The sequence below is a fragment of the Streptomyces sp. NPDC048291 genome, assembly GCF_043201715.1.
Taxonomy (GTDB): Bacteria; Actinomycetota; Actinomycetes; order Streptomycetales; family Streptomycetaceae; genus Streptomyces.
This window is the reverse complement of sequence record NZ_JBICZC010000014.1, coordinates 61,050-83,532: the sequence shown is the minus strand read 5'-3', so window position 1 is coordinate 83,532 and position 22,483 is coordinate 61,050. Positions and strand designations below refer to the sequence as shown.

20 protein-coding genes and 1 pseudogene are annotated in these 22,483 nt (G+C 73.0%); 6 read left to right on the top strand and 15 right to left on the bottom strand.

The features are described from left to right. From ACGF5O_RS34865 to ACGF5O_RS34840, 6 genes are all read right to left on the bottom strand, one after another. Positions 1-966 carry a HesA/MoeB/ThiF family protein gene (locus ACGF5O_RS34865; RefSeq protein ID WP_393813891.1) on the bottom strand — a complete coding sequence of 322 codons (966 nt, stop codon included), beginning with the start codon at positions 964-966 and terminating at the stop codon, positions 1-3. Then, positions 963-1,952, bottom strand: a complete 990-nt coding sequence (locus ACGF5O_RS34860) for a hypothetical protein (protein WP_393813890.1) — start codon at positions 1,950-1,952, stop codon at positions 963-965. Before ACGF5O_RS34860 ends, ACGF5O_RS34865 begins: the two co-directional genes overlap by 4 nt. After that, positions 1,949-3,178 carry an acyl-CoA dehydrogenase family protein gene (locus tag ACGF5O_RS34855; RefSeq protein WP_393813889.1) on the bottom strand — a complete coding sequence of 410 codons (1,230 nt, stop codon included), beginning with the start codon at positions 3,176-3,178 and terminating at the stop codon, positions 1,949-1,951. The genes ACGF5O_RS34860 and ACGF5O_RS34855 overlap by 4 nt, the downstream gene beginning before the upstream one ends. Before the next feature lie 61 nt (positions 3,179-3,239). Continuing rightward, positions 3,240-3,611, bottom strand: coding sequence for a hypothetical protein (locus ACGF5O_RS34850; RefSeq protein WP_393813888.1), 372 nt, complete (start codon positions 3,609-3,611; stop codon positions 3,240-3,242). 245 nt (positions 3,612-3,856) lie between these two features. After that, positions 3,857-5,377: a glycerol kinase GlpK gene (gene glpK, locus ACGF5O_RS34845; protein WP_393813887.1), complete on the bottom strand. Its 1,521-nt coding sequence runs from the start codon at positions 5,375-5,377 to the stop codon at positions 3,857-3,859. Positions 5,378-5,439: 62 nt separating this feature from the next. Then, a complete protein-coding gene (locus ACGF5O_RS34840) occupies positions 5,440-6,207 on the bottom strand; it encodes an IclR family transcriptional regulator (RefSeq protein WP_393813886.1) in 768 nt (255 codons plus the stop codon). Positions 6,208-6,408: 201 nt separating this feature from the next. Here ACGF5O_RS34840 and ACGF5O_RS34835 point away from each other — a divergent pair, with 201 nt between their 5' ends. Further along, positions 6,409-6,834, top strand: coding sequence for an ATP-binding protein (locus ACGF5O_RS34835; protein ID WP_393813885.1), 426 nt, complete (start codon positions 6,409-6,411; stop codon positions 6,832-6,834). A gap of 131 nt (positions 6,835-6,965) precedes the next feature. Here ACGF5O_RS34835 and ACGF5O_RS34830 read toward each other — a convergent pair whose 3' ends face one another. From ACGF5O_RS34830 to lnt, 6 genes are all read right to left on the bottom strand, one after another. After that, positions 6,966-8,243 carry a PP2C family protein-serine/threonine phosphatase gene (locus ACGF5O_RS34830; protein ID WP_393813884.1) on the bottom strand — a complete coding sequence of 426 codons (1,278 nt, stop codon included), beginning with the start codon at positions 8,241-8,243 and terminating at the stop codon, positions 6,966-6,968. A gap of 96 nt (positions 8,244-8,339) precedes the next feature. Beyond that, positions 8,340-9,098, bottom strand: a complete 759-nt coding sequence (locus ACGF5O_RS34825) for an IclR family transcriptional regulator (RefSeq protein WP_393813883.1) — start codon at positions 9,096-9,098, stop codon at positions 8,340-8,342. Between the two features lie 348 nt (positions 9,099-9,446). After that, positions 9,447-11,408, bottom strand: a complete 1,962-nt coding sequence (locus ACGF5O_RS34820) for a helix-turn-helix domain-containing protein (protein ID WP_393813882.1) — start codon at positions 11,406-11,408, stop codon at positions 9,447-9,449. A gap of 76 nt (positions 11,409-11,484) precedes the next feature. Then, entirely contained in the window at positions 11,485-12,330 is an 846-nt protein-coding gene (locus ACGF5O_RS34815) for a 3-hydroxybutyrate dehydrogenase (RefSeq protein WP_393813881.1), read from the bottom strand. 54 nt (positions 12,331-12,384) lie between these two features. Beyond that, positions 12,385-12,864, bottom strand: coding sequence for an NUDIX domain-containing protein (locus tag ACGF5O_RS34810; RefSeq protein WP_393813880.1), 480 nt, complete (start codon positions 12,862-12,864; stop codon positions 12,385-12,387). A 67-nt stretch (positions 12,865-12,931) separates the two neighbouring features. Beyond that, a complete protein-coding gene (gene lnt, locus ACGF5O_RS34805) occupies positions 12,932-14,545 on the bottom strand; it encodes an apolipoprotein N-acyltransferase (protein WP_393813879.1) in 1,614 nt (537 codons plus the stop codon). Positions 14,546-14,730: 185 nt separating this feature from the next. On the opposite strand from lnt, the gene ACGF5O_RS34800 reads away from it, so the two are divergent. After that, on the top strand, positions 14,731-15,768 hold the full coding sequence (locus ACGF5O_RS34800; RefSeq protein WP_393813878.1) for an O-antigen ligase family protein: 1,038 nt from the start codon (positions 14,731-14,733) through the stop codon (positions 15,766-15,768). A gap of 210 nt (positions 15,769-15,978) precedes the next feature. Here ACGF5O_RS34800 and ACGF5O_RS34795 read toward each other — a convergent pair whose 3' ends face one another. Together ACGF5O_RS34795 and ACGF5O_RS34790 are read right to left on the bottom strand one after the other, a co-directional pair. Beyond that, the gene (locus ACGF5O_RS34795; protein WP_393813877.1) at positions 15,979-16,536 is read right to left on the bottom strand and encodes a hypothetical protein; all 558 of its coding nucleotides are present in this window, start codon (positions 16,534-16,536) and stop codon (positions 15,979-15,981) included. Between the two features lie 89 nt (positions 16,537-16,625). Continuing rightward, positions 16,626-17,417: a glutamate racemase gene (locus ACGF5O_RS34790; protein WP_393813876.1), complete on the bottom strand. Its 792-nt coding sequence runs from the start codon at positions 17,415-17,417 to the stop codon at positions 16,626-16,628. Positions 17,418-17,456: 39 nt separating this feature from the next. Here ACGF5O_RS34790 and ACGF5O_RS34785 point away from each other — a divergent pair, with 39 nt between their 5' ends. Beyond that, on the top strand, positions 17,457-18,650 hold the full coding sequence (locus ACGF5O_RS34785) for a glycosyltransferase (protein ID WP_393813875.1): 1,194 nt from the start codon (positions 17,457-17,459) through the stop codon (positions 18,648-18,650). 13 nt (positions 18,651-18,663) lie between these two features. Here the strand turns inward: ACGF5O_RS34785 and ACGF5O_RS34780 are convergent, their stop codons facing one another. After that, positions 18,664-19,959, bottom strand: a complete 1,296-nt coding sequence (locus tag ACGF5O_RS34780; RefSeq protein ID WP_393813874.1) for a TerD family protein — start codon at positions 19,957-19,959, stop codon at positions 18,664-18,666. Positions 19,960-20,237: 278 nt separating this feature from the next. Between ACGF5O_RS34780 and ACGF5O_RS34775 the strand changes: the two genes are divergently transcribed. The 3 genes and pseudogenes from ACGF5O_RS34775 (at position 20,238) to ACGF5O_RS34765 (ending at position 22,375) form a co-directional block, all read left to right on the top strand. Further along, positions 20,238-20,696: a DUF6643 family protein gene (locus ACGF5O_RS34775; protein WP_362578613.1), complete on the top strand. Its 459-nt coding sequence runs from the start codon at positions 20,238-20,240 to the stop codon at positions 20,694-20,696. Positions 20,697-20,738: 42 nt separating this feature from the next. Continuing rightward, positions 20,739-21,563, top strand: a pseudogene (locus ACGF5O_RS34770) (MOSC domain-containing protein). Positions 21,564-21,769: 206 nt separating this feature from the next. Further along, a complete protein-coding gene (locus tag ACGF5O_RS34765; protein WP_393813873.1) occupies positions 21,770-22,375 on the top strand; it encodes a hypothetical protein in 606 nt (201 codons plus the stop codon). The last annotated feature ends 108 nt before the right edge of the window (positions 22,376-22,483 follow it).

Here is a 22,483-nt window from a genome sequence, read left to right as displayed (position 1 = left end):
TCAGGAGGCGTCGCGGTCGACCGCGGCCAGCGGCGCCCGGCCCGCGCCGGCCCGCCGGGCCAGCCGCAGCAACTCCGGGAGCAGCGCCCCCAGTTCCACCGGCCAACGCGCCCGGCTGCGCCACCGCTCCGCGAGTGGCCTGGCCTCCTGGTGCACGTCGAGCCGGACCTCGGGCCGCACCCGCTGCCCGGTCAGCAGCCGCACCACCATGTGGGAGCTGAGCACGCCGAACGCCATGGCCGTGTAGGCGACCTGCGGAAAGCTGTAGTCGGTCCGGGCGTGGTTGGCCCGGATCTCCGCCAGCATGTCGGTCGGCACGTGCCGCAGCGGCACGGCCCGGCGCAGCAGGTCCCACATGTCGTAGCGGTCCGCGTCGCGCGGCCCGACGGCCCCGGCGAACGGTTCGCGGACGTACCGGTAGTCGTAGCAGCGGACGTACTGGGTGCCCGCCATGTCCCAGCCGGTGATCAGGGGCAGCCGCCGCTGCACGGCGTGGCGGTGGAGGAGGAGTTTGGCCCGCCAGCCCTCGGGGGTCGTCACGTCCACCCCGTCGATGACCACCTGGCAGGAGGCCGTCAGCTTCTCGACGGTCCGCCCGGTGACCCCTTCGGTGCACACCTCGACCGAGGCGTGCGGGTTGATCGCCCGCACCCGGTCCCCGGCCAGCGCGGCCTTGTTCCGGTCGAGGTCGGCGACGGTCGCCGACTGCCGGTTGAGATTGTTGAGTTCGTACGTCCCCGGGTCGGCGAGGACGAACTTCTGCAGGCCGAGCCGGGTGAGTGGTTCGACGGCCGCGCCGCCGATCGATCCGCAGCCGGCCACCAGGACGGTGGCCGTGCGCAGCGCCCACTGGTCGGCCTCGGGCACCACGCCGGCGTTCCGGGCGGTCAGCTCGGCGTAGAACCGGGCTTTCGCCGTGGGCCCGCCGGCCGTATCGGGCATCGGTCCGCTGTCGCCGTTCGTCACCTGCGGGTCCCTCCTCGTGCGGGATCGGGGCGCTGTCCGGCACGCGTCCTGCGTGCGGCCAGGGTGGTGATCACGGCCTGCCAGGAGGCCAGGTCGCTCGTTCCTTCGAGGTAGGAGCGGACCACGTCCCGGTACCAGGCGATGTCGGCGGGCACCGGGGCCGCGAACGGCTTGGCCACGACCGCCTGCCGGTAGATCGGCGCCATGGGATCCGACGCGCACAGGGACGGCGCGGTGCCCTCGACGACGTGCAGGTCGAAGCCGACCAGCCGCAGATGGCGCAGGGCGACGTGCTCCTTGGCGTCGCCCAGCACGACGCGCACGCCGTCGCCCAGCGCGAGCAGCGCCTCGCCGATGCCGAGCATGAGGTGCCAGGGAACACGGGCGTGCTGCTCGTCCCGCGGCATCGTCTGGTCCCGCAGGAACCGCTTGAACTCGAAGGCCTGGTGGGTGCCGAGGCCGGGCCGGGCGTACCTCCCCAGCAGGTCGATGCCGTGCGCCGCCTCGGTCGGGAACGGGGTGCGGCAGGCGGAGTCCAGGGGCAGGCTCTCGGGGTCCGCCGAGCAGGCCAGTCCCACGTAGCCCCGGATCTTCCCGGAGCGCGCGCAGAGCGTGACCGTGTGGATGTTCTCCACGGGCGAGTGCGGTAGTGGTTCGTGGAAGGCGGCGGTGCGGTGGACCGCCTCGGCGGAGATCCAGTTCAGCCTCAGGTACTGGGCGAGGCGGAACCCCAGGATCCCCTTGAGGTAGCGGGCCGGGAACTGGCTGTCGCGGCCGGTGACGGTGACCAGTGCGCCGGCGGGGTCCTCGACGAGGGAGAGCGGGTCGCCCGTGAGCTCCAGGGGCAGCCGGCGGTAGCTGAGCCGGTCGTGGAGCCGGATGATGTCCCGGGCGTAGCGCAGGGCGCGGCGGTCCCGGGTGGCGGCGGGCTCGGGGCCGGGGGCACCCGGTAAGGCGGGGGCGGCGGCTCGGCCGGCGGCGCTCACCACTCGTCCTTCTCGGCGTAGAGGCTCTCGGTGACGGCGAGTGCCAGCACCTCGGGGGTGCCCTCGTAGATCCGGGTGCCGAGCGCGTCCCGCATCGTCTTCTCCAGGCCGTAGGAGCGCAGGTAGCCGCGTGCGCCGAGCAGGGACAGGGCCGTCTCCGCCACGTCGATCGCGGTCCGGTCCGCGAACAGCTTGGCCGCGGCCGGTTCGTAGACCGGCGGCGGCAGTTCGTTGTCGACCTTGTCCGCCGCCCGCAGGTACAGCATGCGGGCGGCGTCGACCTTGGCGGCCATGCCGGCCAGCTTCGCCGCCGTGAACTGCTGGTCCTTCAGGGGGCGTCCGCCCTGGACCCGCTCGCCGCACCAGGCGACCGCCTGTTCCAGGGCGCTGCGCGCCACGCCCGTGGAGATGCCGGCCACCGCGGCGCGGGCCATGTTGCTCTGCGCCATGTTGATGGCCATGCCCTCGCCCTCCGCGCCGATCATGTACTCGGCGGGCACCCGGACCTCGTGGAACTCCAGCTCGCTGCCGAGGCAGGCGCGGTATCCCATCTTGTCCGCCACGGGTCCGCGGACCACTCCGGGCAGGTCGAGGGGGACGATGAAGGAGGTGAGCCCGGTCGCGCCCGGGCTGCCCGCCATGTTGGCGAAGACGGAGGCGAACGCGGCGACCTTCGCGTTGGTGATGAACCGCTTGCGGCCCGTCAGCACGTAGTCGTCGCCGTCCCGGCGCGCGGTCGTCACGTTGCGCGCATGGCCGGCCTGGGAGGGGATGATGAGGTCGCAGCCGGCCTCCTCCTCGGTGACCGCGTTGCAGGCGAGGACCGGTTCGTCGCCCGAGAACAGCGGCAGGAAGCGGGCCTGCAGCCGCGGGTCGCCGGAGAGCAGGATCGGCGCCTGGCCGAGCAGGGTGGCGCCGAAGACCAGTGCCGTGCCCGGGCAGACCGCGGCCACCTCCTCCAGCGCGGTGGCGACGCCCAGCATCCCCACCCCCAGGCCGCCGTACTCCTTCGGGACCGCGGCGCGGGTGAGACCGATACGGTGGCCCCGGCCGACGAGGTCCCAGTCGAAATGCGCCGCCGGTTTCTGGTCGAGTTCCTGTACACGGGGTCGGACGACGTTCCGGGCGAATTCCCTTGCGGCCTCCCGGAACTGCTCGACGTCGTCCGGCAGCACGTCGAAATTCAGCGCCGCCTCGGACACGGATTCGGAGAGAGCGGTGTTCACGTGCGGTGTCACTCCTTGTGTGTGTCGGTTCGGTGTTCGGAACGGGTCGCCCCGCGTCGGTTCACGCGCCGATACCGGCGGCGGTCGCGATGTCGGGGTACCGGTCGAACGCGGGCCGCAGCATGGGCACCAGCTCCAGCACCTTCGCGACCCTGCCGCGGATCCGGAGCCGGCCCGTGGCGATGGCGACGGGCACCAGGAGCCGCCCCATCCACAGCGCGTGCGCCGTGTCGCAGGACATCCGGAGGGTGATCGCCGCCGGCCCCGGCTGCTCCGCGCCGACGTGGACACCGGTCTGCGGTGACACGAAGATCTCGCAGTCGGGCTTCGTGTGGACGAGCCGGACGGACAGTCCCTCCCGCCGGGCCCGCGCCACGAAATCGTCGTCCTCCAGCAATACGGCGAACAGACTGCTGAATACCTTCACGGCCATTTCACTGGACGGAAAAACGGACATGTTCCCCCTTCGCTCTTCGCTCGCTTCTCCTGCACGAAAGTGCCCGTGAAAGAACGTTAGGGGCCGTACCGACCGGGTTCCACCACGCCAACATAAGGCCGAAGGGAAGCGGAAAGGACACGGAAAGAAGGCGCGGAGACCGGGCGGCGGATAAACAGATCCCGGAAAGGAGAACGCCCGGGGAGACCTCAGGGAGACCTCAGGGAGACCTCGGACGGATCTCAGGGCGACCCGGGCGATCTGATCCAGCCCAGCGACCGTTCGACGGCCCGCTGCCAGTTGGCGTACTCCGCCTCCCGGTGGCCGGGGTCCATTCCCGGCAGCCACCGGGCGGCCGGGTGCCAGTTGCGGCGCAGGACCTCGAGGTCCGGCCAGTAGCCCGCGGCGAGCCCGGCGGCGTAACCCGCGCCCAGGGAGACCGTCTCGGAGACCATGGGCCGTACGACGGGCACGTCGAGCACGTCGGCGACGAACTGCATGAGCAGGTTGTCCGCCGTCATGCCCCCGTCCACCTTCAGCTCCTTCAGGGCCACCGACGAGTCGGCGTTCATGGCGTCGACGACCTCGCGGGTCTGCCAGCCGGTGGCCTCCAGGACGGCCCGGGCCAGGTGCCCGCTGGTGATGTAGGAGGTGAGGCCGACGATGACGCCGCGTGCGTCGCTGCGCCAGCGGGGCGCGAAGAGGCCGGAGAAGGCGGGGACGATGTAGCAGCCGCCGTTGTCCTCGACGGTCCGGGCGAGGGTCTCGATCTCCGGCGCGCTGTTGATCAGCCCCAGCCGGTCGCGGAACCACTGGACCAGCGCGCCGGTGACGGCGATCGATCCCTCCAGGGCGTACACCGGCTGCCGGTCCCCGATCTTGTAGGCGACCGTCGTGAGCAGCCCGTGCCGGGACCGCACGACGTCGGTACCCGTGTTGAGCAGCAGAAAGCTGCCCGTGCCGTACGTGCACTTGGCCTCGCCAGGGGAGAAGCAGGTCTGGCCGAAGAGGGCCGCCTGCTGGTCGCCGAGCGCGGCCGTGATGGGAACGCCGGGAAGCTGCGCGCTGGCCTCGCCGTAGGTCTCCGCGGAGGACCGGATCTCGGGCAGCATCGGACGCGGGACGCCGAAGAACGCCAGGAGTTCCTCGTCCCAGGTGAGGGTGCGGATGTTCATCAGCATGGTGCGGCTGGCGTTGGTGGCGTCGGTGATGTGCAGTCCGCCGTCGGCGCCGCCGGTGAGGTTCCAGATCAGCCAGCTCTCCATCGTGCCGAACAGCACCTCGCCGTCCTTCGCCCGCTGTTCCAGGCCCTTGACGTGGTCGAACAGCCAGCGGATGCGCAGCGCCGAGAAGTAGGTGGAGGGCGGCAGGCCGCACCGGTCGAGGAAGAACTCCTCGCCGGGCCGGACCCTGAGCTCCTCGACCAGCGGTGCCGTGCGCGTGTCCTGCCAGACGAGCGCCCGGCCCACCGGGGCGCCGGTACGCCGGTCCCAGACCACGGTCGTCTCGCGCTGGTTGGCCAGGCCGATGGCGGCGACCTGGCTCGTGTCCACGGCCGTACCTGCGCCGGTCAGGACCTCGGTCATCACCCGTCGCAGGTTCTGCCAGATCTCGACCGCGTCGTGCTCGACCCAGCCGGGCCGGGGGAAGTGCTGCTGGTGCTCCCGCTGCGCGACCGACACCAGCCGCCCGCCCCGGTCGAACAGGATGCATCGCGTGGAATTGGTGCCCTGATCGATGGACATCACATAACGTTCGACCATGATCGGGTCCGCCTTCCGATGGGTCGCGGAGTGGGCGAGGCGCGCTGAGCGCGAGGGGTGGCTTACCAGCGGGCGGCTCCCAGGTCCCGGGAGATGGCTCTCGCGGCCTCCCGGATCAGGGTGATCAGGTTGGGCCGGGGCCGGCCCTGGCTGTCGCAGATCCGCTCTACGGGGCCGGACAGCCCGATGGCGCCGACGACGAGTCCGCCGTGCCCCCGGATCGGCACGGCGAGCCCCGCCTCGCCCATGCTCATCTCCTGCACCTCGGTCGCCCAGCCCGCTTCCCGGACCTCGGCGAGCGCCCGGGTGAGCTGCTCCTGGGTGACCAGGGTGTGCCGGGTGTAGGCGTCCAGCCCGGATTCCACGGCGGAGTCGACGGTGGCGGTGCCGTAGGCCAGCAGCACCTTGCCGAGCGAGGAGGCGTGCAGGGGCAGCAGCGCGCCCACGTCCAGGGTCTGGAGGGTGTCGTCCGGCCGGAACACGTGGTGGACGACCAGGACCATGCCCTCCAGCGGGGTGCCCAGGCGCACCGCCTCCCCGCTGCGGGCGGCCAGGGCGTCGGCCCAGTTGATGGACCGGGAGCGCAACTCGTTGACGTCGAGATAACTCGTGCCGAGGTGCAGCAGGGCCGCTCCGAGCTGGTACTTGCCGGTGGTCGCGTCCTGCTCCACGAAGTCCACGTGCTGGAGCGTGCGCAGGATGCCGTGGGCGGTTCCCTTGGCCAGCCCGAGCGAGGCCGCCACCTCCCCGAGTCCGAGTCGGCGAGGCCCACCGGCGAGCAGGCGCAGGATCGCGGCCGCCCGTTCGATCGACTGGACCGGACCGGTCATGAAGCGAGCTTATTACCGTCCCGGAAGGTCTGCCGTGCGTGCGGAGGGCCGCCACCGCGGCGGAGTGCGGGGCCGCGTTCGGTAATGCCGACCCCCGTTCATTGACCCGACCCGGCGTGTCTCTTTAGCGTGCTTTGAGGCCTGGCAACGTGCCGAGGTGCGTGATGCAGGGCCTGTGGCACTGACCCCTGGAGACACGAGATGGCGGTACAGCTCAACACGCGGGTGCGGGGGGCAAGCGAATACGTCTTCCCGATGCCGCCCGTCGCCGGTGCCGTACCGGACGTACGACGACGGGCCGGCGCGGTTCTGGCCGCCTGGAAGGTGTCCCCTGACGTCATCGAGGACGCCTTGCTCGTGGTGTCGGAACTCCTGACCAACGCGATGGTCCATGCGCTGCCCCCGGCGGTGCTGCGGCTCTCGTGGATGCGCGACGCCGGACTCGGCACCCTGCGCATCGAGGTCACCGACTCCGGCCCCGCGCGTACGGCGGGACAGCCGCCCGCGGGCATAGACCCGGACGAGCACGGCCGGGGCGAGGAGATCGTCCACGCCCTCGCCACCCGCTACGGCATCCACAGCCGCCCGGGTGCGGTAACCCGCTGGGCCGACCTCGTCGCGGTGTGAGCGCCCCTCATGCGCGCCCCTCGTGAGCGCCCCGAAGGGGCGCGGGGAACTGCGCGACCGGCCACGACGGCGCCGCGGCCGACAGCCGACACCTCCCGGCACTGACAGCACAGCGCCCAGGCGTTCTCCCGTCAGCGGCCGGGCCCGGACGAGAACACAGCCGCACGGGCTCGGGTGCGCGACACCACGGGCGCGGACTCGTGGCCACCCCGCCCCTCCGGTTCCGCAACGCCCGTTTCCCGCGCCTCCGGCGCGACCGGTACCGGTTCCCCCACGTCCTGCATGCGCAGCAGCAACAGCGCCGCGTCGTCGTGCAGCCGCCCGCCCACATGCGCCAGCAGTTCGTCGTGGACCGCGGAGAGGATGTGCTCCGGCTCGCCGGACACATGGCGGGCCACCCTCTCGGCCAGCGGATAGAACTCGCGGGCGCGGTCGCGGGCCTCGATGACCCCGTCGGTGTACAGCAGCAGCTGGTCGCCCTCGGCGAACGGCAGGATCTCCAGGCAGGGCGGCTCGTCGACGAGGACGCGCAGGCCGAGCGGCGGAGCCGGCCGGGTGGCCTCGACCACGGTCACGCCCCCCGACGCGGGTATCAGCAGGGGCGAGGCGTGTCCGCAGTTGACCACCTCGAGCTGCCCGGCGCGCGGGTGTCCGACGACCACCGCGGTGACGAAGTCGTCGGGGCCGAGGTTGCGCGCCAGACTCCGCTCGATCCTGCCGACGACGGCGAGGAGATCGGGCTCGTCGTAGGCGGCCTCGCGGAAGACACCGAGGACCAGTGCGGCGATCTCCACGGCCGGTAGCCCCTTGCCGCGTACGTCGCCGACGATCAGCCTGACCCCGTGCGGGGTGGGCACCACGGCGTAGAGGTCACCGCCGATGCGGGCCTCCGCCGCGGCCGCGCTGTAGCGGACCGCCACCCGGAACGGGCCGACGGTCTCCGGGATGGGCTTGAGTACGGCGTGCTGGGCGGCCTCCGCGACCGAGCGGACGGCGGCGAGCACGCGTTCCCGGCGACCGCGCAGCGCGCTGGCCAGGGTGCTCGCCAGGGTGACGGCCACCAGAGCCGAGAGCACGGCCGCCAGCTCGTGCCCCGGACCGGCCTCCCTGACCCCGAGGGTCGCGCCCAGTACCGAGGCGAGGAGTCCCACGCACAGGACGCCGCGGGGACCGTTGGTGCTGGCGGCCAGCGCCGGACCGGCCGCCAGCAGCGGGAGCCAGAACATCCCGGACCCGCCGATGACGTCGAAGAACGCGATGCCGAAGACGATCAGAACCGGGGCGACGGGCATTCCGGCGGCCAGTTGTGAGGCGGCCCGCCGGGAAACCGGCGGGCCGTGGTCGGCCGCCGGTTTCCCGAGCGGCCGCAACGGCCGGTGGTTGCCACCATGGTCTCGCGCCTGCCTCATGTCTCTGTCCGTAATCCTCACCCGTGCGGGCCGAGCCCGGCTTGTCCGTTTCATCCAGGAAAGAGGTTCGGTCAGCGAGCCACAAGGCGCTGGATTTCAGATAGTGAGCGACAGGCCCCTGGTCACACGGTCCGCGGTGGGGATCAGCCGGGCCCTGACCTCCGGGAGGCGGGCGAGCCGTTCCACCGGGAGGGAGACGCCGAGCGAGCCGAGGACGTCACCGCGGTAGATGGGCACGGCCACGCACACCGTGCCCAGCGCGTACTCCTCGAGATCCGTGACGGCCGGCGCCAGGGGCGCGGTCTCCAGACTCCGGAGGAGCTCCGGGAGGGTGGTGATGGTCCGTGGCGTCAGGTCGGCGAGATCGTGCCGGGAGAGGTAGTCGCGGCGGGACTCCTCGTCCAGTTCGCGCAGTACGGACTTGCCCAGCGCGGTGGCGTGCCCGGCGTCCTCGAAACCCACCCAGAGGTCGACCCGGGGCGTGCGGGGGCCGTCGACGATCTCGGCGACGCTGATCTCGCCGCCCTCGTAGAACGTGAGGTAGGTGGCGGCGCCCAGCTCGTCACGGAGCGCGGCGAGGGTCGGCCGGACCCGGCTGAGCAGCGCCTGACTCTGCCCTGTGACGTGCAGCGTCCCCAGCTTGTCGCCGAGGACGAAGCCGCCGTCGGCCAGCTTCCGCAGGTACCCGTCGTGGACCATCGTCCGCAGCAGGTGGTAGGCGGTGGCCAGGGGCAGCCCCGTCTCCCTGGCCAGCTGCTTCGCGGGCGCGCCGTTCTCGTGCGCGCTCACCGCCTCCAGCAGGCGGAAGGCACGCTGCACGGACGTGATGAGCGTGGGGCTCTCGTGAACGCTCATGCCACCAGCGTGCCCCCGGCCTCCGGGACGGGCAAGGCGCGGAGGCGCGCGCCGCGACAGCGCGGTGGCGCACCGTGAGTTCCCGCGTACGACGCGTCGCCGTGACCGGTCAGCCGCTCCGTGCGGCGAGCGGCAGATGAGGATCGCGACGATCACGTCGGGGTCGAACGGTGCCGCGATGTCGGCGCAGCCGGCCCCTGTCCGCGGCGCCTGGTCGGCGCCGGCGACGCACTGGCCCGGGTCCGTGGACCCACCCGGATCGAACCGCCCGCCGGCTCCTTCGACTCGGCGTTCGGCCAGAACTCCTGGCGTTCCGGCCCGCTTCGCCCGCGCTGCGGGTCCCCGCGGTCAGCGGCGCTCCGGCCGCGTCCCCAACCGGTGCAGGCGCAGCGCCAGTTGGATCTCCAGGGCGCGGGCCGGACTCTGCCAGTCGTCGCCGAGGAGGCGGGCCACCCGCTCCAGCCGCTGGGCCACCGTGTTCACGTGGACGTGGAGTCCGTCCTTCGTGCGGGCCGGGCTCATCCCGCAGGCGAAGTACGCGTCGAGGGTGCGCAGCAGCTCCGTGCCGCGCCGTCTGTCGTAGGCGACGACCGGGCCGATGGTGTTGGTGACGAACGCGGCGACGTCCCGTTCGCCGGCGAGGAGCAGGCCGAGGAAGCCGAAGTCCTCGGCGGCGGCGCCGTCACCGCCCCGGCCGAGGAGGTGCAGCGCGTCGAGGCAGCGGCGGCCCTCGGCATAGCCGGCGGCCACGGCGTCGGGGTGGGCGGCGAGGTCGGCGACGGGGGCGGAGGCGCCGACGGTCACCTGCCGGCGGACGGCGGAGCCGAGGTGCCGGGCGGTGCGCCGGGCCACGTCGGCGGCGGTGTCGCCGGGTTCGAGGGGCAGCAGCAGGACGGCTCCGCCGTCGCGGGCGGCGGCCAGGCCGCGCCGGGTGGCGGCGAGGCGGGAGGCGGCCGACCACAGTCGCCGGCGCGCCGCCGCCGACTCCTCGGCGTCCTCGGCCGGTCCCTCCGGGCGGGCGGCGAGCACGACATGGGTGGCGTCGAGGTCGGCGTGCAACCGGGCGGCACGGTCCCGCAGTTGGCGCGGCTCGCGGTCCCGGGCGTCGAGGAGGTCGTCCAGCAGCTCGCCCCGCACCCGCTGTTCGGCCTCGGCGGCGGAGCGGCGGGCCAGCAGGAGCAGCGAGGTGACCATCGCGGCGCGCTCCAGGGTGCGCTGGTCGACGGGGTCGAGGCCGGGCCGTCCGTGCAGCACCAGTGCGCCGAGGAGTTCGCCGCCCGCGGCGACCGCGGCGATCCAGTCGCCTCCGTGCCGTACCGCGTGCCCGTCCGTGCGCGACGTCTCCAGCGACCGCGGGTCGGCGGTGTCGGTGAACTCGACCGTACCGCCCAGGACCTGGGTGACGGCGGCGGCCACGTCGTGGACCTGGCCGCCGCGCAGTACGAGTTCGGCGAGCCGGTCGTGGATGTCCGAGGCACGTTCGATGACGGCGCTGTGGTCCTTGATGATCTCGTTGGCCCGCTCCAGTCCGGCCACGGCCGAACGGGTCTCGGTGAGCAGGTTCGCCGTGTCGATGGCGGCCGCGGCGAGCGCGGCGAAGGAGCCGAGCAGCGCGATCTGCTCCCGTTCGAAGACGCGTGCCCGCCGGTCCGCCGCGAACAGCACCCCGATGACCTGCGGCCCGAGCATGAGCGGGACGCCGAGGATGGCGACCAGCCCCTCGTCGCGCACCCCGGCGTCGATGGGGAGCGTGTGCTGGAAGCGGTCGTCCTTGAAGTAGTCGTCGGTGACGTACGGCCGCGCGGTCTGTGCCACGAGTCCGCCGAGCCCCTCCCCCATGCCGAGCCGCAACTGCTGGAAGCGGGCCGCGACCGAGCCCTCGGTCACCCGCATGTAGGTGTCCCCGCGCGCCGGGTCGTGCAGGCTCAGGTAGGCGACGTCGGTGCCGAGCAGGGAGCGGGCGCGCTGGACGATGGCCTGGAGCACGGCGTCCACGTCCCGCAGTCCCGCCAGGTCGTGCGCGGTCTCGAACAGGGCGGACAGCTCGGCCTCGCGTCGGCGTCTGCCCTCCAGCTCGGTGCGGACCCGCAGCGCGAGGAGCTTGGCCCGCTCAAGGGCGGCGATCCGCTCCGGCGGCCGGTTCTCGGCGCGGGCGAGCAGCACCGGCTGCTCGTACGCCTCCGCCGAGGCGCCCCTGGCCAGCAGTTCGAGGTACGCCTGCTCGGCGCCCAAGGGGCCTTCGGCACCCGGGTCGAGGACACCGGCGGCCGGGGCCGGCCGCCTGATGGACTGCACGTGATCGCGAGACATGGTCACAGGATTCCGCATCGCCGCTCCGGCCCGTCGGGCCTGTGGAAAACTCGCCCGGCCGACGGGACGGCGTGCGTCAGTGGGCTGTCCAGCCGCCGTCGAGCACCAGTGAGGTGCCCGTGGCGAAGGACGCCCAGGGGCCGCAGAGATAGGCCACGGCCTCGGCGACCTCCTCCGGTTCGACGAGCCGCTTGACGGCGCTGTCGGTCAGGAGCACCTCGGACAGCACCCGCTCCTCGGGGATGCCGTGCGCCTGTGCCTGGTCGGCGAGCTGCTGCTCGACCAGTGGGGTGCGCACATAGCCCGGGTTCACACAGTTCGAGGTGACCCCGTGGGGCGCGCCCTCCAGAGCGGCCGTCTTGGACAGGCCCTCCAGTCCGTGTTTGGCGGCCACGTAGGCGGACTTGTAGGCGGAGGCCCGCAGCCCGTGGACGGAGGACACGTTCACGATCCGGCCCCAGCCCTGTCCGTACATGTGCGGCAGCGCGCCCCTGATGAGCCGGAAGGGTGCCTCCAGCATCACGGTCAGTACGGTGTGGAAGACGTCCGGCGGGAACTCCTCGATGGGGCGCACCAGTTGGAGGCCCGCGTTGTTGACGAGGACGTCGGTGCCGGCGGCGGCGCGTTCGGCCGCGTCCAGGTCGGTGAGGTCGAGGACGTACGGTTCGACGGCACCGCCGCCCGCCGTGCCCAGGGCCCGCCCGGCCGAGTCCACGAGCTCGGCGAGTCCCGCCTCGTCCCTGTCGACGGCTCTGACCCGGGCGCCGGCGGCCACGAGACGCAGGGTGCAGGCGCGGCCGATGCCCCCGGCGGCACCCGTGACGAGGGCGGTGCGGCCCCGCAGGTCGACGACGGGGGCGGGGCCGGGGACAGCGGCGGCGGCGGAGGTGGTGTCGGCGGAGCCGGTACTCGGCGAGCTCATGGACGGACCCTAAGCGGCGGCCACCCGCTTTCACATGGCGTCAGCACACATACTTCAGCCGAAAGTCGTAGTGTCGAACCATGTGGGTGCGTCCGACATGGCTTGCTTGATCCGGAACACCCCGAACTCGTTCAGCTCCGGCAGGGCGTCCAGGTCGAACCAGGCCACGTCCAGCGACTCGTCGTCGTTCACGCGGGCCTCGCCGCCGACGGCCCGGCAGCGGAAGGTGATGTCCATGTACTGGCAGACGTCGCCGTTCGGGTAGGTGACGGGGTTCAGCGCCTGGACGAGGACCACCCGCTCGGCGACGCAGCGCACCGCCGTCTCCTCGAAGACCTCCCGCACGGCGCAGGCCGCGGGCTGCTCCCCCGGCTCCGGAATGCCGCCGATGACCGACCACTTGCGGGTGTCGGTACGGCGGCCGAGGAGCACTCTGCCCTCGTCGTCGAAGACGATGGCGGTGATCCCGGGCAGCCAGAGGAGCTGGTGGCCGGCGGCGGCCCGGATCGTGCGGATGAAGTCAGGAGTAGCCATGAACCGACCCTAACGGCCCGGTTCCGCGCACCCGGCCGAAGCCACGGGGCGTACAGCGGGTGTACGGCTACGCGTCACCGGCGCGCCGGCCGCGCACTCCGGCCCCGATCGCCCAGCCGATTCCGCCCGCCGCGACCAGCACCAAAGCGATCTCGGGGAGGATGCCCAGCCTGGTCGCGGGCGTCTCGGAGGTGCGCAGCGGCACCTTCTGCACCAGGTAGGCGGGCACGAACATGCCGGTCTTCTGGGTGATCTTCCCGTCCGGCATGATGATCGCGCTGACGCCGCTGGTCACCGGCACGGTGACGGTCCGGCTGTGCTCGACCGCGCGGATCCGGGACATGGCGAGCTGCTGGTAGGTCATCTCGCTGCGGTCGAAGGTGGCGTTGTTGCTCGGCACGGAGATCATCTCGGCGCCGTGCGTGACGGTGTCCCGCACGTCCCAGTCGAAGGCGGCCTCGTAGCAGGTGGCGAGGCCGACCTTGGTGCCGTCGATGTCGAAGACACCGGGCTTGGTGCCCCGGCTGAAGTCCTGGCGGACCATGCTGGTCCAGTCCTTGTTGATGGCACCGACCAGTCCGCGCAGCGGGAGGTACTCGCCGAAGGGCTGGATCTGCCGCTTGTCGTACGTCGAGATCGGGCCCTTGACCGGGTCCCACAGGATCTGCTCGTTGAGCAGCTTGCCGTCCCGCTCGACGACCCCGCCGACCGAGATGGGCACACCCATCGCCTTGGCCGCGCCGTCGATCACGGCGGCCGCGTCGGCGTCGGAGAACGGGTCGACGTCGGAGGAGTTCTCCGGCCACAGCACGAAGTCCGGCTTGGCGGCCTTGCCCGCCTGGACGTCGGCGGCCAGCTTGAGGGTCTCCTTCACGTGGTAGTCGAGCACGGCCTGCCGCTGCGACGCGAAGTCCAGGCCGGCCCGCGGCACGTTGCCCTGGATGACCGCGACGGTGACCGAACCGTCCTCCGCCTTGTCGCTCACCAGCCCCCGCGCCGCGACCGCGCCGACCACGGGCACGGCCACGCTCAGCAGCGCCACGGCCGCCGCTCCGCGCCGGATCTCGCGGGTACGCCGGCCCTCGACGGCCAGCCGCCCCACCTCGTACAGACCGAACCCGCACAGGACGACGGCGAATCCGAGCACCGGCGTGCCGCCCAGCGCGGCGAGCGGCAGGAAGACGCCGTCCGCCTGCCCGAAGGCGATCTTGCCCCAGGGGAAGCCGCGGAAGGGCACACGCGCGCGTGCCGCCTCGCCCGCGATCCACAGGGCGGCCGCCCACACCGGCCAGGCCGGCAGCTTGGAGACGGCGGCCACCCCCACCCCGACCAGCGCGACGAAGATCGCCTCGATGGCCACCAGCGCGAGCCAGGGACCAGGGCCGACCTCGACGCCGGTCCACACCAGCAGGGGCAGCAGGAAACCGAGACCGAACACGTAGCCGAGGCCGAGGGCCGCCTTCCAGCTACGGCCGCGCAGCACCCACCCGAATCCGGCGAAGGCGGGCAGCGCGAGCCACCACAGGGGGCGCGGCGGGAAGCTGACGTACAGCAGCACTCCGCTGAGCGCGGCGGCGGCGGCCGGGACCAGACGGCGGAGCAGCCGCAGGCCGCGCGCGCGGGGCGTGGGGCGCGGCGTGAGCTGGTCCGACTGGTCGACGGAAGTTGCGGTGACGGTCACTCCGGGAGTGTACGGCGGTCGACCTTGCGGCCGACAGCGCGGTCTCGGCATGCAGGAATCACACCGTTCCCGCGCAAGTCATCCACAAAGCGGGCATCGCCGGTTACGGTGAGCCGAGGCGGGCGGCGGGGCCCGCCGCAGGTCGGGGGACCGGGGTACGGGGGGCGACGGTGGGGGCTACCGGGATGACGTCCGCTGCCGACAGGGACACGGACGACGACAGACGAAACGTTTCCGACGTGGTGGGCGTCCTGGTGCTCGGGGCGTGCGCCGCGTGGCCGCTGATCTCGGCGGCCGGTCGCGACGCACGGCCCGAGGGGGTGCTGCTGGCGGTGCTCGCGGTGGCCGCGGGCTATGCCGCCGGCCGGATGTCCGGGGCGCTGCTCCCGGTGGCCGCGCCGGGTGTGGGCGCGCTGGCCGGGCTGGCGTTCGCGGTGGCGATGCCCCGGCTGGCACCGGGCCCCCAGTTCGCGACTCCGCTCGGCCACGCCGGTGCCGTCGCGGCGCTGCTGGCACTTGCGACGGGCGGCGCGTGCTGCGCCGCGTGGGCGACACCGGTTCCGGCGCTGCGGCTCGGGCTGCGGATGCTCGCCGCCGGGATCGCGGTGGCCGGCGCGGCCGTGGGCTCGGCGGCCGGCTGCGCGGCCAGTGCCGTCGTCCTGCTGTGCTCCCTCGCCGCCGGCCGGATGCGGCGGCGGGGTCCGGCCGTCGGCGGGCTGGCCCTGGTGGCCGCGCTGGCGACGGGCACGGTCTGGGCGGTCGCCGCGGACGTCCTGCCCGCCGGCCTCGCCGACGCCCTCGGGGGCCCTCTCACGGAGCACCGCGTCCTGCTGTGGCGGGACGCCCTGCGTCTCGCCCGCCGGCACACCGCCGAGGGGGTCGGCCCCGGGCGCTTCGGCGAACTGAGCGGCAGCGCGTCCGAGGCCCTGCTGCCCGACGGCAAGCCGCACTCCGCGCCGCTCCAGCTGGCCGCGGAACAGGGCCTGGTCGGCGTCCTGCTGCTGGCCACCGCGTTCTGCTGGATCCTCTACGCCCTGTGGCGCTCCCCCCGCTCCACCCCGGTCACCCTCACCGCCGGCGCGGCACTCACCGCCCTGGCCGTGATCGCCTCGGTCGGCAACGCGCTGAGCTTCACGACGGTGTCGGCGGGCGCGGGCCTGCTGGCGGGCCTGGCGACGGCACGCCCATGGGTGACGGGGACGACGGCGATGCCAGGCGGTTGAGCCGAACGGGTGCACGGCCTCGCCACATGTGATCCCGCCGTTCCGCCACATGTGACCCGGCCACACCGGATCCCGCCACGTGTGGTCCGGCCATATGCGGCCCAGCCTCCCTCGGCCGACCACATGTGATCCAGCCCCACTCGGTCGGCCCCATGTGATCCCGCCCCACTCGGCCGACCACATGTGGTCCGGCCCCGTGTGCGGACCGCGTCAGTGCGCCGTGCCCGGCGTGATCGTCCGCAGGCGTTCCCGGATGACCCGCACCGCGGACTCGGCGTTGTCCACGGTGATCGTGAAGGTGTGGCCGTCCCACAGGCTCAGGACGATGCCCTCGCCACGGCGGACGACGACGGCCGTGCCCTTCTCGGGGCGCCAGCGATAGCCCCAGCCGCCCCAGTGGCGCGGGGTGATCTGCGGGGAGAAGTCGGCGCCGACCACATGGGAGAGCGGAATGCGACGGCGCGGCACTCCTATATGACCGCAGCGGACCTCGAGACACTCCCTGTCGAGTCTCAGGTCGACGTGGACGAAGGCGAGGGTGCCGAAGAGGACCAGCAGCCCGGCGGCGATACAGCCCACGACAGCCATCACCAGCGCGGTGACGCCAGAGCTCCAGGCGGAGTCCACGGCCAGTTCGATGCCGAGCGCCATACAGGCTGCGCCGACCAGTGCCAGCAGCCACTGGACACGGTTCGTGGCGCGCCCGGTCCAGACGTCCGGGTGTGAGGCGTCCTCGTCCGGAGAGTGGTCTCGGGGGTGGTCCCTCATGTCTACGAGATTACTCAGGTTTCGCTGCGCGGGTACCGCGTTGCGGAGGGTGACTGCTCACATCGGGGGTATTCACGGCCCCGGACGGTTCACTGGGACGCGGCAGGAGTGGCGGTGCGCAGCAGGCGGGCCTCGGCGTAGCCGAGCGCGGCCTCGGGCAGGTCGCCCTCCCGGCCGTTGAGCAGCACCGTCACCGTGCCGGTGGCCGGTGCGTCGGGGGCAGGCTGCGCACCGATCCGGCGCAGCGCCTGGGCGGCCACGGCACCGGCGGAGCCGTGCAGGACCAGAGGGGCGGCGCCGGGGCGCTGGACGGCGGCGCGGATACGTTCCGCCAGGAGTTCGTAGTGGGTGCAGCCCAGGACGACGGTCGTCACATCACCGGGGGTGAGCCGGGCCGCCGCGGTCACCGCGGCGTCGATGGCGGCCTGGTCGGCGTGCTCGACGGCCTCGGCCAGTCCCCAGCAGGGCACCTCGGTGACCGGCACGCCTCCGGCGAAGTCCTCGATCAGGCCCCGCTGGTACGCGCTGCCCGTGGTCGCGGGGGTCGCCCAGATCGCGACGTGACCGCCGCCGGCGGCGGCCGGCTTGATCGCCGGGACCGTGCCGATGACCGGGATGCCGGGCTCCAGACGCGCGCGCAGCGCCGGGAGGGAGTGCACGGTCGCGGTGTTGCAGCCGATGATCAGCGCGTCGGGCCGACGGGCGGCGGCGGCCTCGGCGACGGCCAGGGCGCGCTCGGTGACACCCTCGGGGGTACGCGGCCCCCAGGGCATGCCCGCGGGGTCGAAGGAGAGGACGAGATCGGCGTCGGGGCGCAGCCGCCGTACCGCTGCGGTGGCCGCCAGCAGGCCGATTCCGGAGTCGATGAGCGCGATCTTCACCCGGCCACGATAGACGATGGGCCGTTGGGAGCAGGCCCGATGGGGCAGACTGCGCGCGTGAGCGTCTTCACGTGGACCGCCGCCGTATCCCTCGCCGCCTGGCTGTGGCTGCTGCTCTGCCAGGGCTTCTTCTGGCGCACCGACGTCCGGCTGCCGCCCCGGCGCGAGCCCGCCGAATGGCCGGACGTGTGCGTGGTCGTCCCGGCCCGGGACGAGGCCGCCGTACTGCCCCTGAGTCTGCCGTCGTTGCTGGCGCAGGACTATCCGGGGCGGGCGGAGGTGTTCCTGGTCGACGACGGCAGCACGGACGGCACCGGGGAGCTGGCCCGGGAGCTGGCCGCGCGCCACGGCGGACTGCCGCTGACCGTGGCCTCCCCCGGTGAGCCGCCGGCGGGCTGGACCGGCAAGCTGTGGGCGGTACGGCACGGCATCGCTCTCGCACGCGCGCGTGACCCCGAGTACCTGCTGCTGACGGACGCCGACATCGCGCACGGGCCGGACAGCCTGCGGCTGCTGGTGGCGGCGGCCCGCACCGGGGGCTTCGACATGGTCTCGCAGATGGCTCGGCTGCGGGTGGCGAGCGTGTGGGAACGGCTCGTGGTGCCCGCCTTCGTCTACTTCTTCGCCCAGCTGTACCCGTTCCGCCGGATCGGCCGGAAGGGCTCGCGCACCGCGGCGGCGGCGGGCGGCTGTGTCCTGCTGCGGACCGAGGCGGCCGAGCGGGCGCGCGTCCCGGACGCGATCCGGCACGCCGTGATCGACGACGTGGCGCTCGCCCGCGCGGTGAAGGGCACCGGCGGGCACATCTGGCTGGGTCTCGCCGAGCGGGTGGACAGCGTGCGCCCCTATCCGCGCCTGCACGACCTGTGGCGGATGGTCTCCCGCAGCGCGTACGCGCAGCTGCGGCACAACCCGCTGCTGCTCCTCGGCACGGTCGCCGGTCTCGCCCTCGTGTACCTGGTGCCGTCGGCGGCGGTACTGGCGGGGGCGGTCGCCGGCAGCACGCCGACGGTGCTCGTCGGCGGCGCGGCCTGGCTGGTGATGACCGCGACGTACCTGCCGATGCTCCGCTACTACCGGCAGCCGCCGTGGCTTGCTCCGCTGCTGCCGTTCACCGCGTTCCTCTACCTCCTCATGACGGTCGACTCGGCGGTGCAGCACTACCGGGGGCGCGGGGCGGCCTGGAAGGGCCGTACGTACACGCGTCCCGACACCGTCGCCGACGAGGGCTGACCGCCCGCGTCCGTCACTTGCGGCCGGGCGTCCAGTTCATGCCCCAGCCGTAGGCGCGGTCGACGGTCCGCTGCGGGCTGACCCCGCGCTCCGGGACCAGGTAGCGCGCCTCGCGCTGTACGACGAGGTCACCGCCGGTGCTGGTCAGCAGCGCGAGCGCGCACACGGTCGAGGGGACCGTGCACTCGTCCAGGGAGAAGTCGACCGGTGCGCCGTACTGCGGCTGGAGGGTGACCGTGGCGTGCAGGTCGGCGAAGGACGTGGCGCCCTGGTAGATCGTCACGAAGACCAGGATGCGCTTGAAGTCCTGTTTGCGGTCGAGGTTGACGGTGAGGTTCTCGCCGCTCGACACGGCACCGGTGCGGTCGTCGCCGTCGAGGTGGATGTACGGCGGCCGGTTCAGGGCGCCGAAGGCGTTGCCCAGCGCCTGGACGACGCCCTTGCGGCCGTCGGCGAGCTCGTACAGGGCGCACAGGTCCAGGTCGAGGTCGCCCGCCCCGCCGCGCCGGCCGCCCCAGCCCGTGAGCTGCTTGCGGACCTGCCAGTTGAGGTTGACCCGCAGCGCGCCCGAGGTGCCGCCCTGCTTGGCCAGCGACACGGAGGGGGCCGCCTTGGTGAGCGTCACCTTGGACAGCCGTACGGGGGCGGTCGGCGGGGGCGGCGGGGTGACCGGAGCAGGGGCCGGCGGAGTGAACGGCGCCGGGGGCGGCGTCGTGACCGGAGCGGGGGCCGGCGAGGCGGTATGCGGCATCGGCGGGTGCGCCGGCTGCTGCGGCTCGTCCACCGTGATCCCGAAATCCGTAGCAAGCCCTTCCAGCCCGCTCCCGTATCCCTGCCCGACCGCGCGGAACTTCCAGCCGCCCTGGCGGCGGTAGAGCTCACCGAGCACGAAAGCGGTTTCCACCGTGGCGCCCGTACTGTCGAACCGGGCGACCACATTTCCGTCGGCCGCGTTCAATACCTCGATGTAGAGGCCAGGGACCTGCCCAAACGTTCCACCGTCGGCCGACGCGGCGAGGACGATCCGCTCGATCGGGGTCTCCACGCGCGCGAGGTCGACGAAAAGGCTGTCGGTGACCAGGTCGCCGGAGCGCCGCTTGCCCTCGTGGCGGACCGCGCCCGAGGCGTGTGCGGGCTGGTTGTAGAAGACGAAGTCGCCGTCGGACCGCACTTTCCCGGCGACCAGCAGCAGCGCCGAGGCGTCCGCGTCGGGGGCACCCGGGCCGGAGCGCCAGCCCAATTCGACCCGCAGCGCCGTGGTCGGCACCGGCGTATTCGATCCTTTCGACATTGACATGTCCGCCCCCATCGTGTGTCGGCACGCCGGGCACGCCCCGGCCACCCCGGTCATCCCTACCCGCACAACCTATTCCCGGGGACAGGGATCTCCCATGAGCGGCACAGGAAGATCCCTGGCCAACTGCCGGTAACCGGGTCGGAACTCGGCCTTTACACGATCAGAACGCTGATTGCCGTCCTTTTTTGCCGAGTTCGCTCGGATTGGGGATCCGGCGTCACTGCCGACACGGAAAACAACCCTCTTATCGGTCTCCCCAACCAGCACATCGTGGGCTTAACTTATGTGCCATGACCTCCCCCCGCTCCACCTATGGCGGCGGCTACTACTCCGCCTCCTTCCCGGACACTCCGATCTACGACTCGCTCGTGGCCGAACGGGGCACCCCTCAGATCGCCCCGATCCGGGTTCCTCCCGCCTACGACGCGCCCAGCAGCTTCAGCAACCTGCCCGCGCTGCCGTCGGCACTGCCCGCCCTCCCCGCGGGCCCCTCCCAGCCGGCCCCGGGCTACGGCTACCCGCAGCAGATGCAGCAGCCCGCCCCGCTGCAGCAGGCGCCCGCGGCGTACATCCCCCAGCAGGCGACGGGCCCGCGCGGCTACCCCGCGCAGCAGCCGCAGCCGCCCCGTCCGATGATGGGCGGCACCGGGTACGAGGCGATGCGCCCGGCGGCTCCGCGCCCCGCGCAGGCGGCTCCGTACCAGGACCCGTACAACAACCAGCAACAGCAGCAGTACCGCGGCTACTGACCGGCACCCCCGGATGTCCGTGCCACCTGGCACGATGGCGTCATGGGGATGGCCGAGCTGCAGTCGATCCACGTTCACCCGGTCAAGGCGCTCCGGGGCTTCTCGCCCCGGGAGGCCGTCGTGGAGCCCTGGGGGCTGGCCGGTGACCGACGCTGGGTTCTGATCGACGACGGGGGATAGGTCGTCACCCAGCGTGTACAGCCGCGTCTCTCGCTCGCCGCTGCCGAGCTGCTGCCCGGCGGCGGCCTACGCCTGTCCGCGCCCGGGCGCACGCCCCTGACGGTGCCGGTACCGGAGCCGGGGGTCACGGTGCCGGTGGACATCTTCGGCACGAAGGTGGAGGCGGTCCTCGCCGCGGACGCGGCCCATGTGTGGTGCGGCGCGTATCTGGAGGCCGACGTCCGCCTCGCGCACATGGACGATCCCGCGAGCCGCCGCCCGATCGACCCGGACCACGCGCTGCCGGGCGAGACGGTGAGCTTCGCCGACGGCTATCCCCTGCTGGTCACCACGCAGGCCTCGCTGGACGCCCTCAACTCCCTGATCGCGCGGGGCGGGCACGCCGACGAGGGTCCGCTGCCCATGGACCGGTTCCGGCCGAACGTGGTCGTGCGGGGCACCGGGGCCTGGGCCGAGGACGAATGGCGGCGGATCGCGATCGGCGAGGTCGAGTTCCGGGTCGCGAAGATGTGCGGGCGGTGCGTGGTGACCACCACCGACCAGGTCACCGCCGAGCGCGGTCGAGAGCCGCTGCGGACGCTGGCCCGCCACCGCCGGTTCGGCAACCAGCTGGTGTTCGGCCAGAACCTGGTGCCGCGCTCCCCCGGCACGATCCGGGTGGGGGACCCGGTCCACGTCCTCGGCTGAGAACCGGAAAGGGTCGCGTTGCCGGGGACCACGCACCGGGCGAGCTCCGCGGCCGGCCGGGAACCCGAGCCCGCGGTCCGGTCGTTGGGGGTCGTGAGAAGTTCATGAGACCCCGGCCGGGGGTGATTTCGCTCTCTCTTCGGCCAGGGGCTCGGGTGAACGGACCGGGCGGGGGTTATCACGGAGCGGGAAGGGGGTGGTGGTCGGTGCGAGCGATCCGCGGCCTGTGGCGCTGGCGGCACAATCCGCTGCGCCGGGCGACCGACCTGGCCGAGGCCTGGGTGGCCCTGGTGGCACTGGTGCTGATCGTGGTGGCCGCGCCGGTGCTCGGCTCGTTCGTCGGCGCCGCGGCCCAGGCCACTCTCCAGCGGTCGGTCCGCCAGCAGCAGCACGACCGGCACCTCGTCCTGGCCACGGTGGTGCGCAAGCTGGGCGGCGCCCCGGTGGAGCCCGACCCGGACGCCACCAGCGCCCACGACCCGCGCAGCCGGGTCCTCGCCGACTGGACCGCACCGGACGGCACCCGCAGGCACGGCCAGGTCCTGACGACCCTCAAGTCCCCGCACAAGGGCGACCACTTCGACCTCTGGACGGACCGGCACGGCCTCATCACGGCCCGCCCGCTGGACGCCGTGACGGCGACGACCCACGCGGTGCTGGCCGGATTCGGCGCGGCCCTGCTCACCGCGGGGCTGGTCGACAGCGCCAGACGCATGATCGTCTGGCGTATGGTCCGCCGCCGCTACGCACGGTGGGACCAGGCCTGGGACCGGGCGGGCCCGGACTGGGGCAAGGCCGGGACGGGCAGCTGACGGCCTTTCCGTCTCTGGTCAACCCACCACCTCGGCGCACGCTACGGTGGACCGGCCGAAGCGCATTCGGCATCGACCCGCGCGCGAGCGAACCACAGGGGCCGGGCA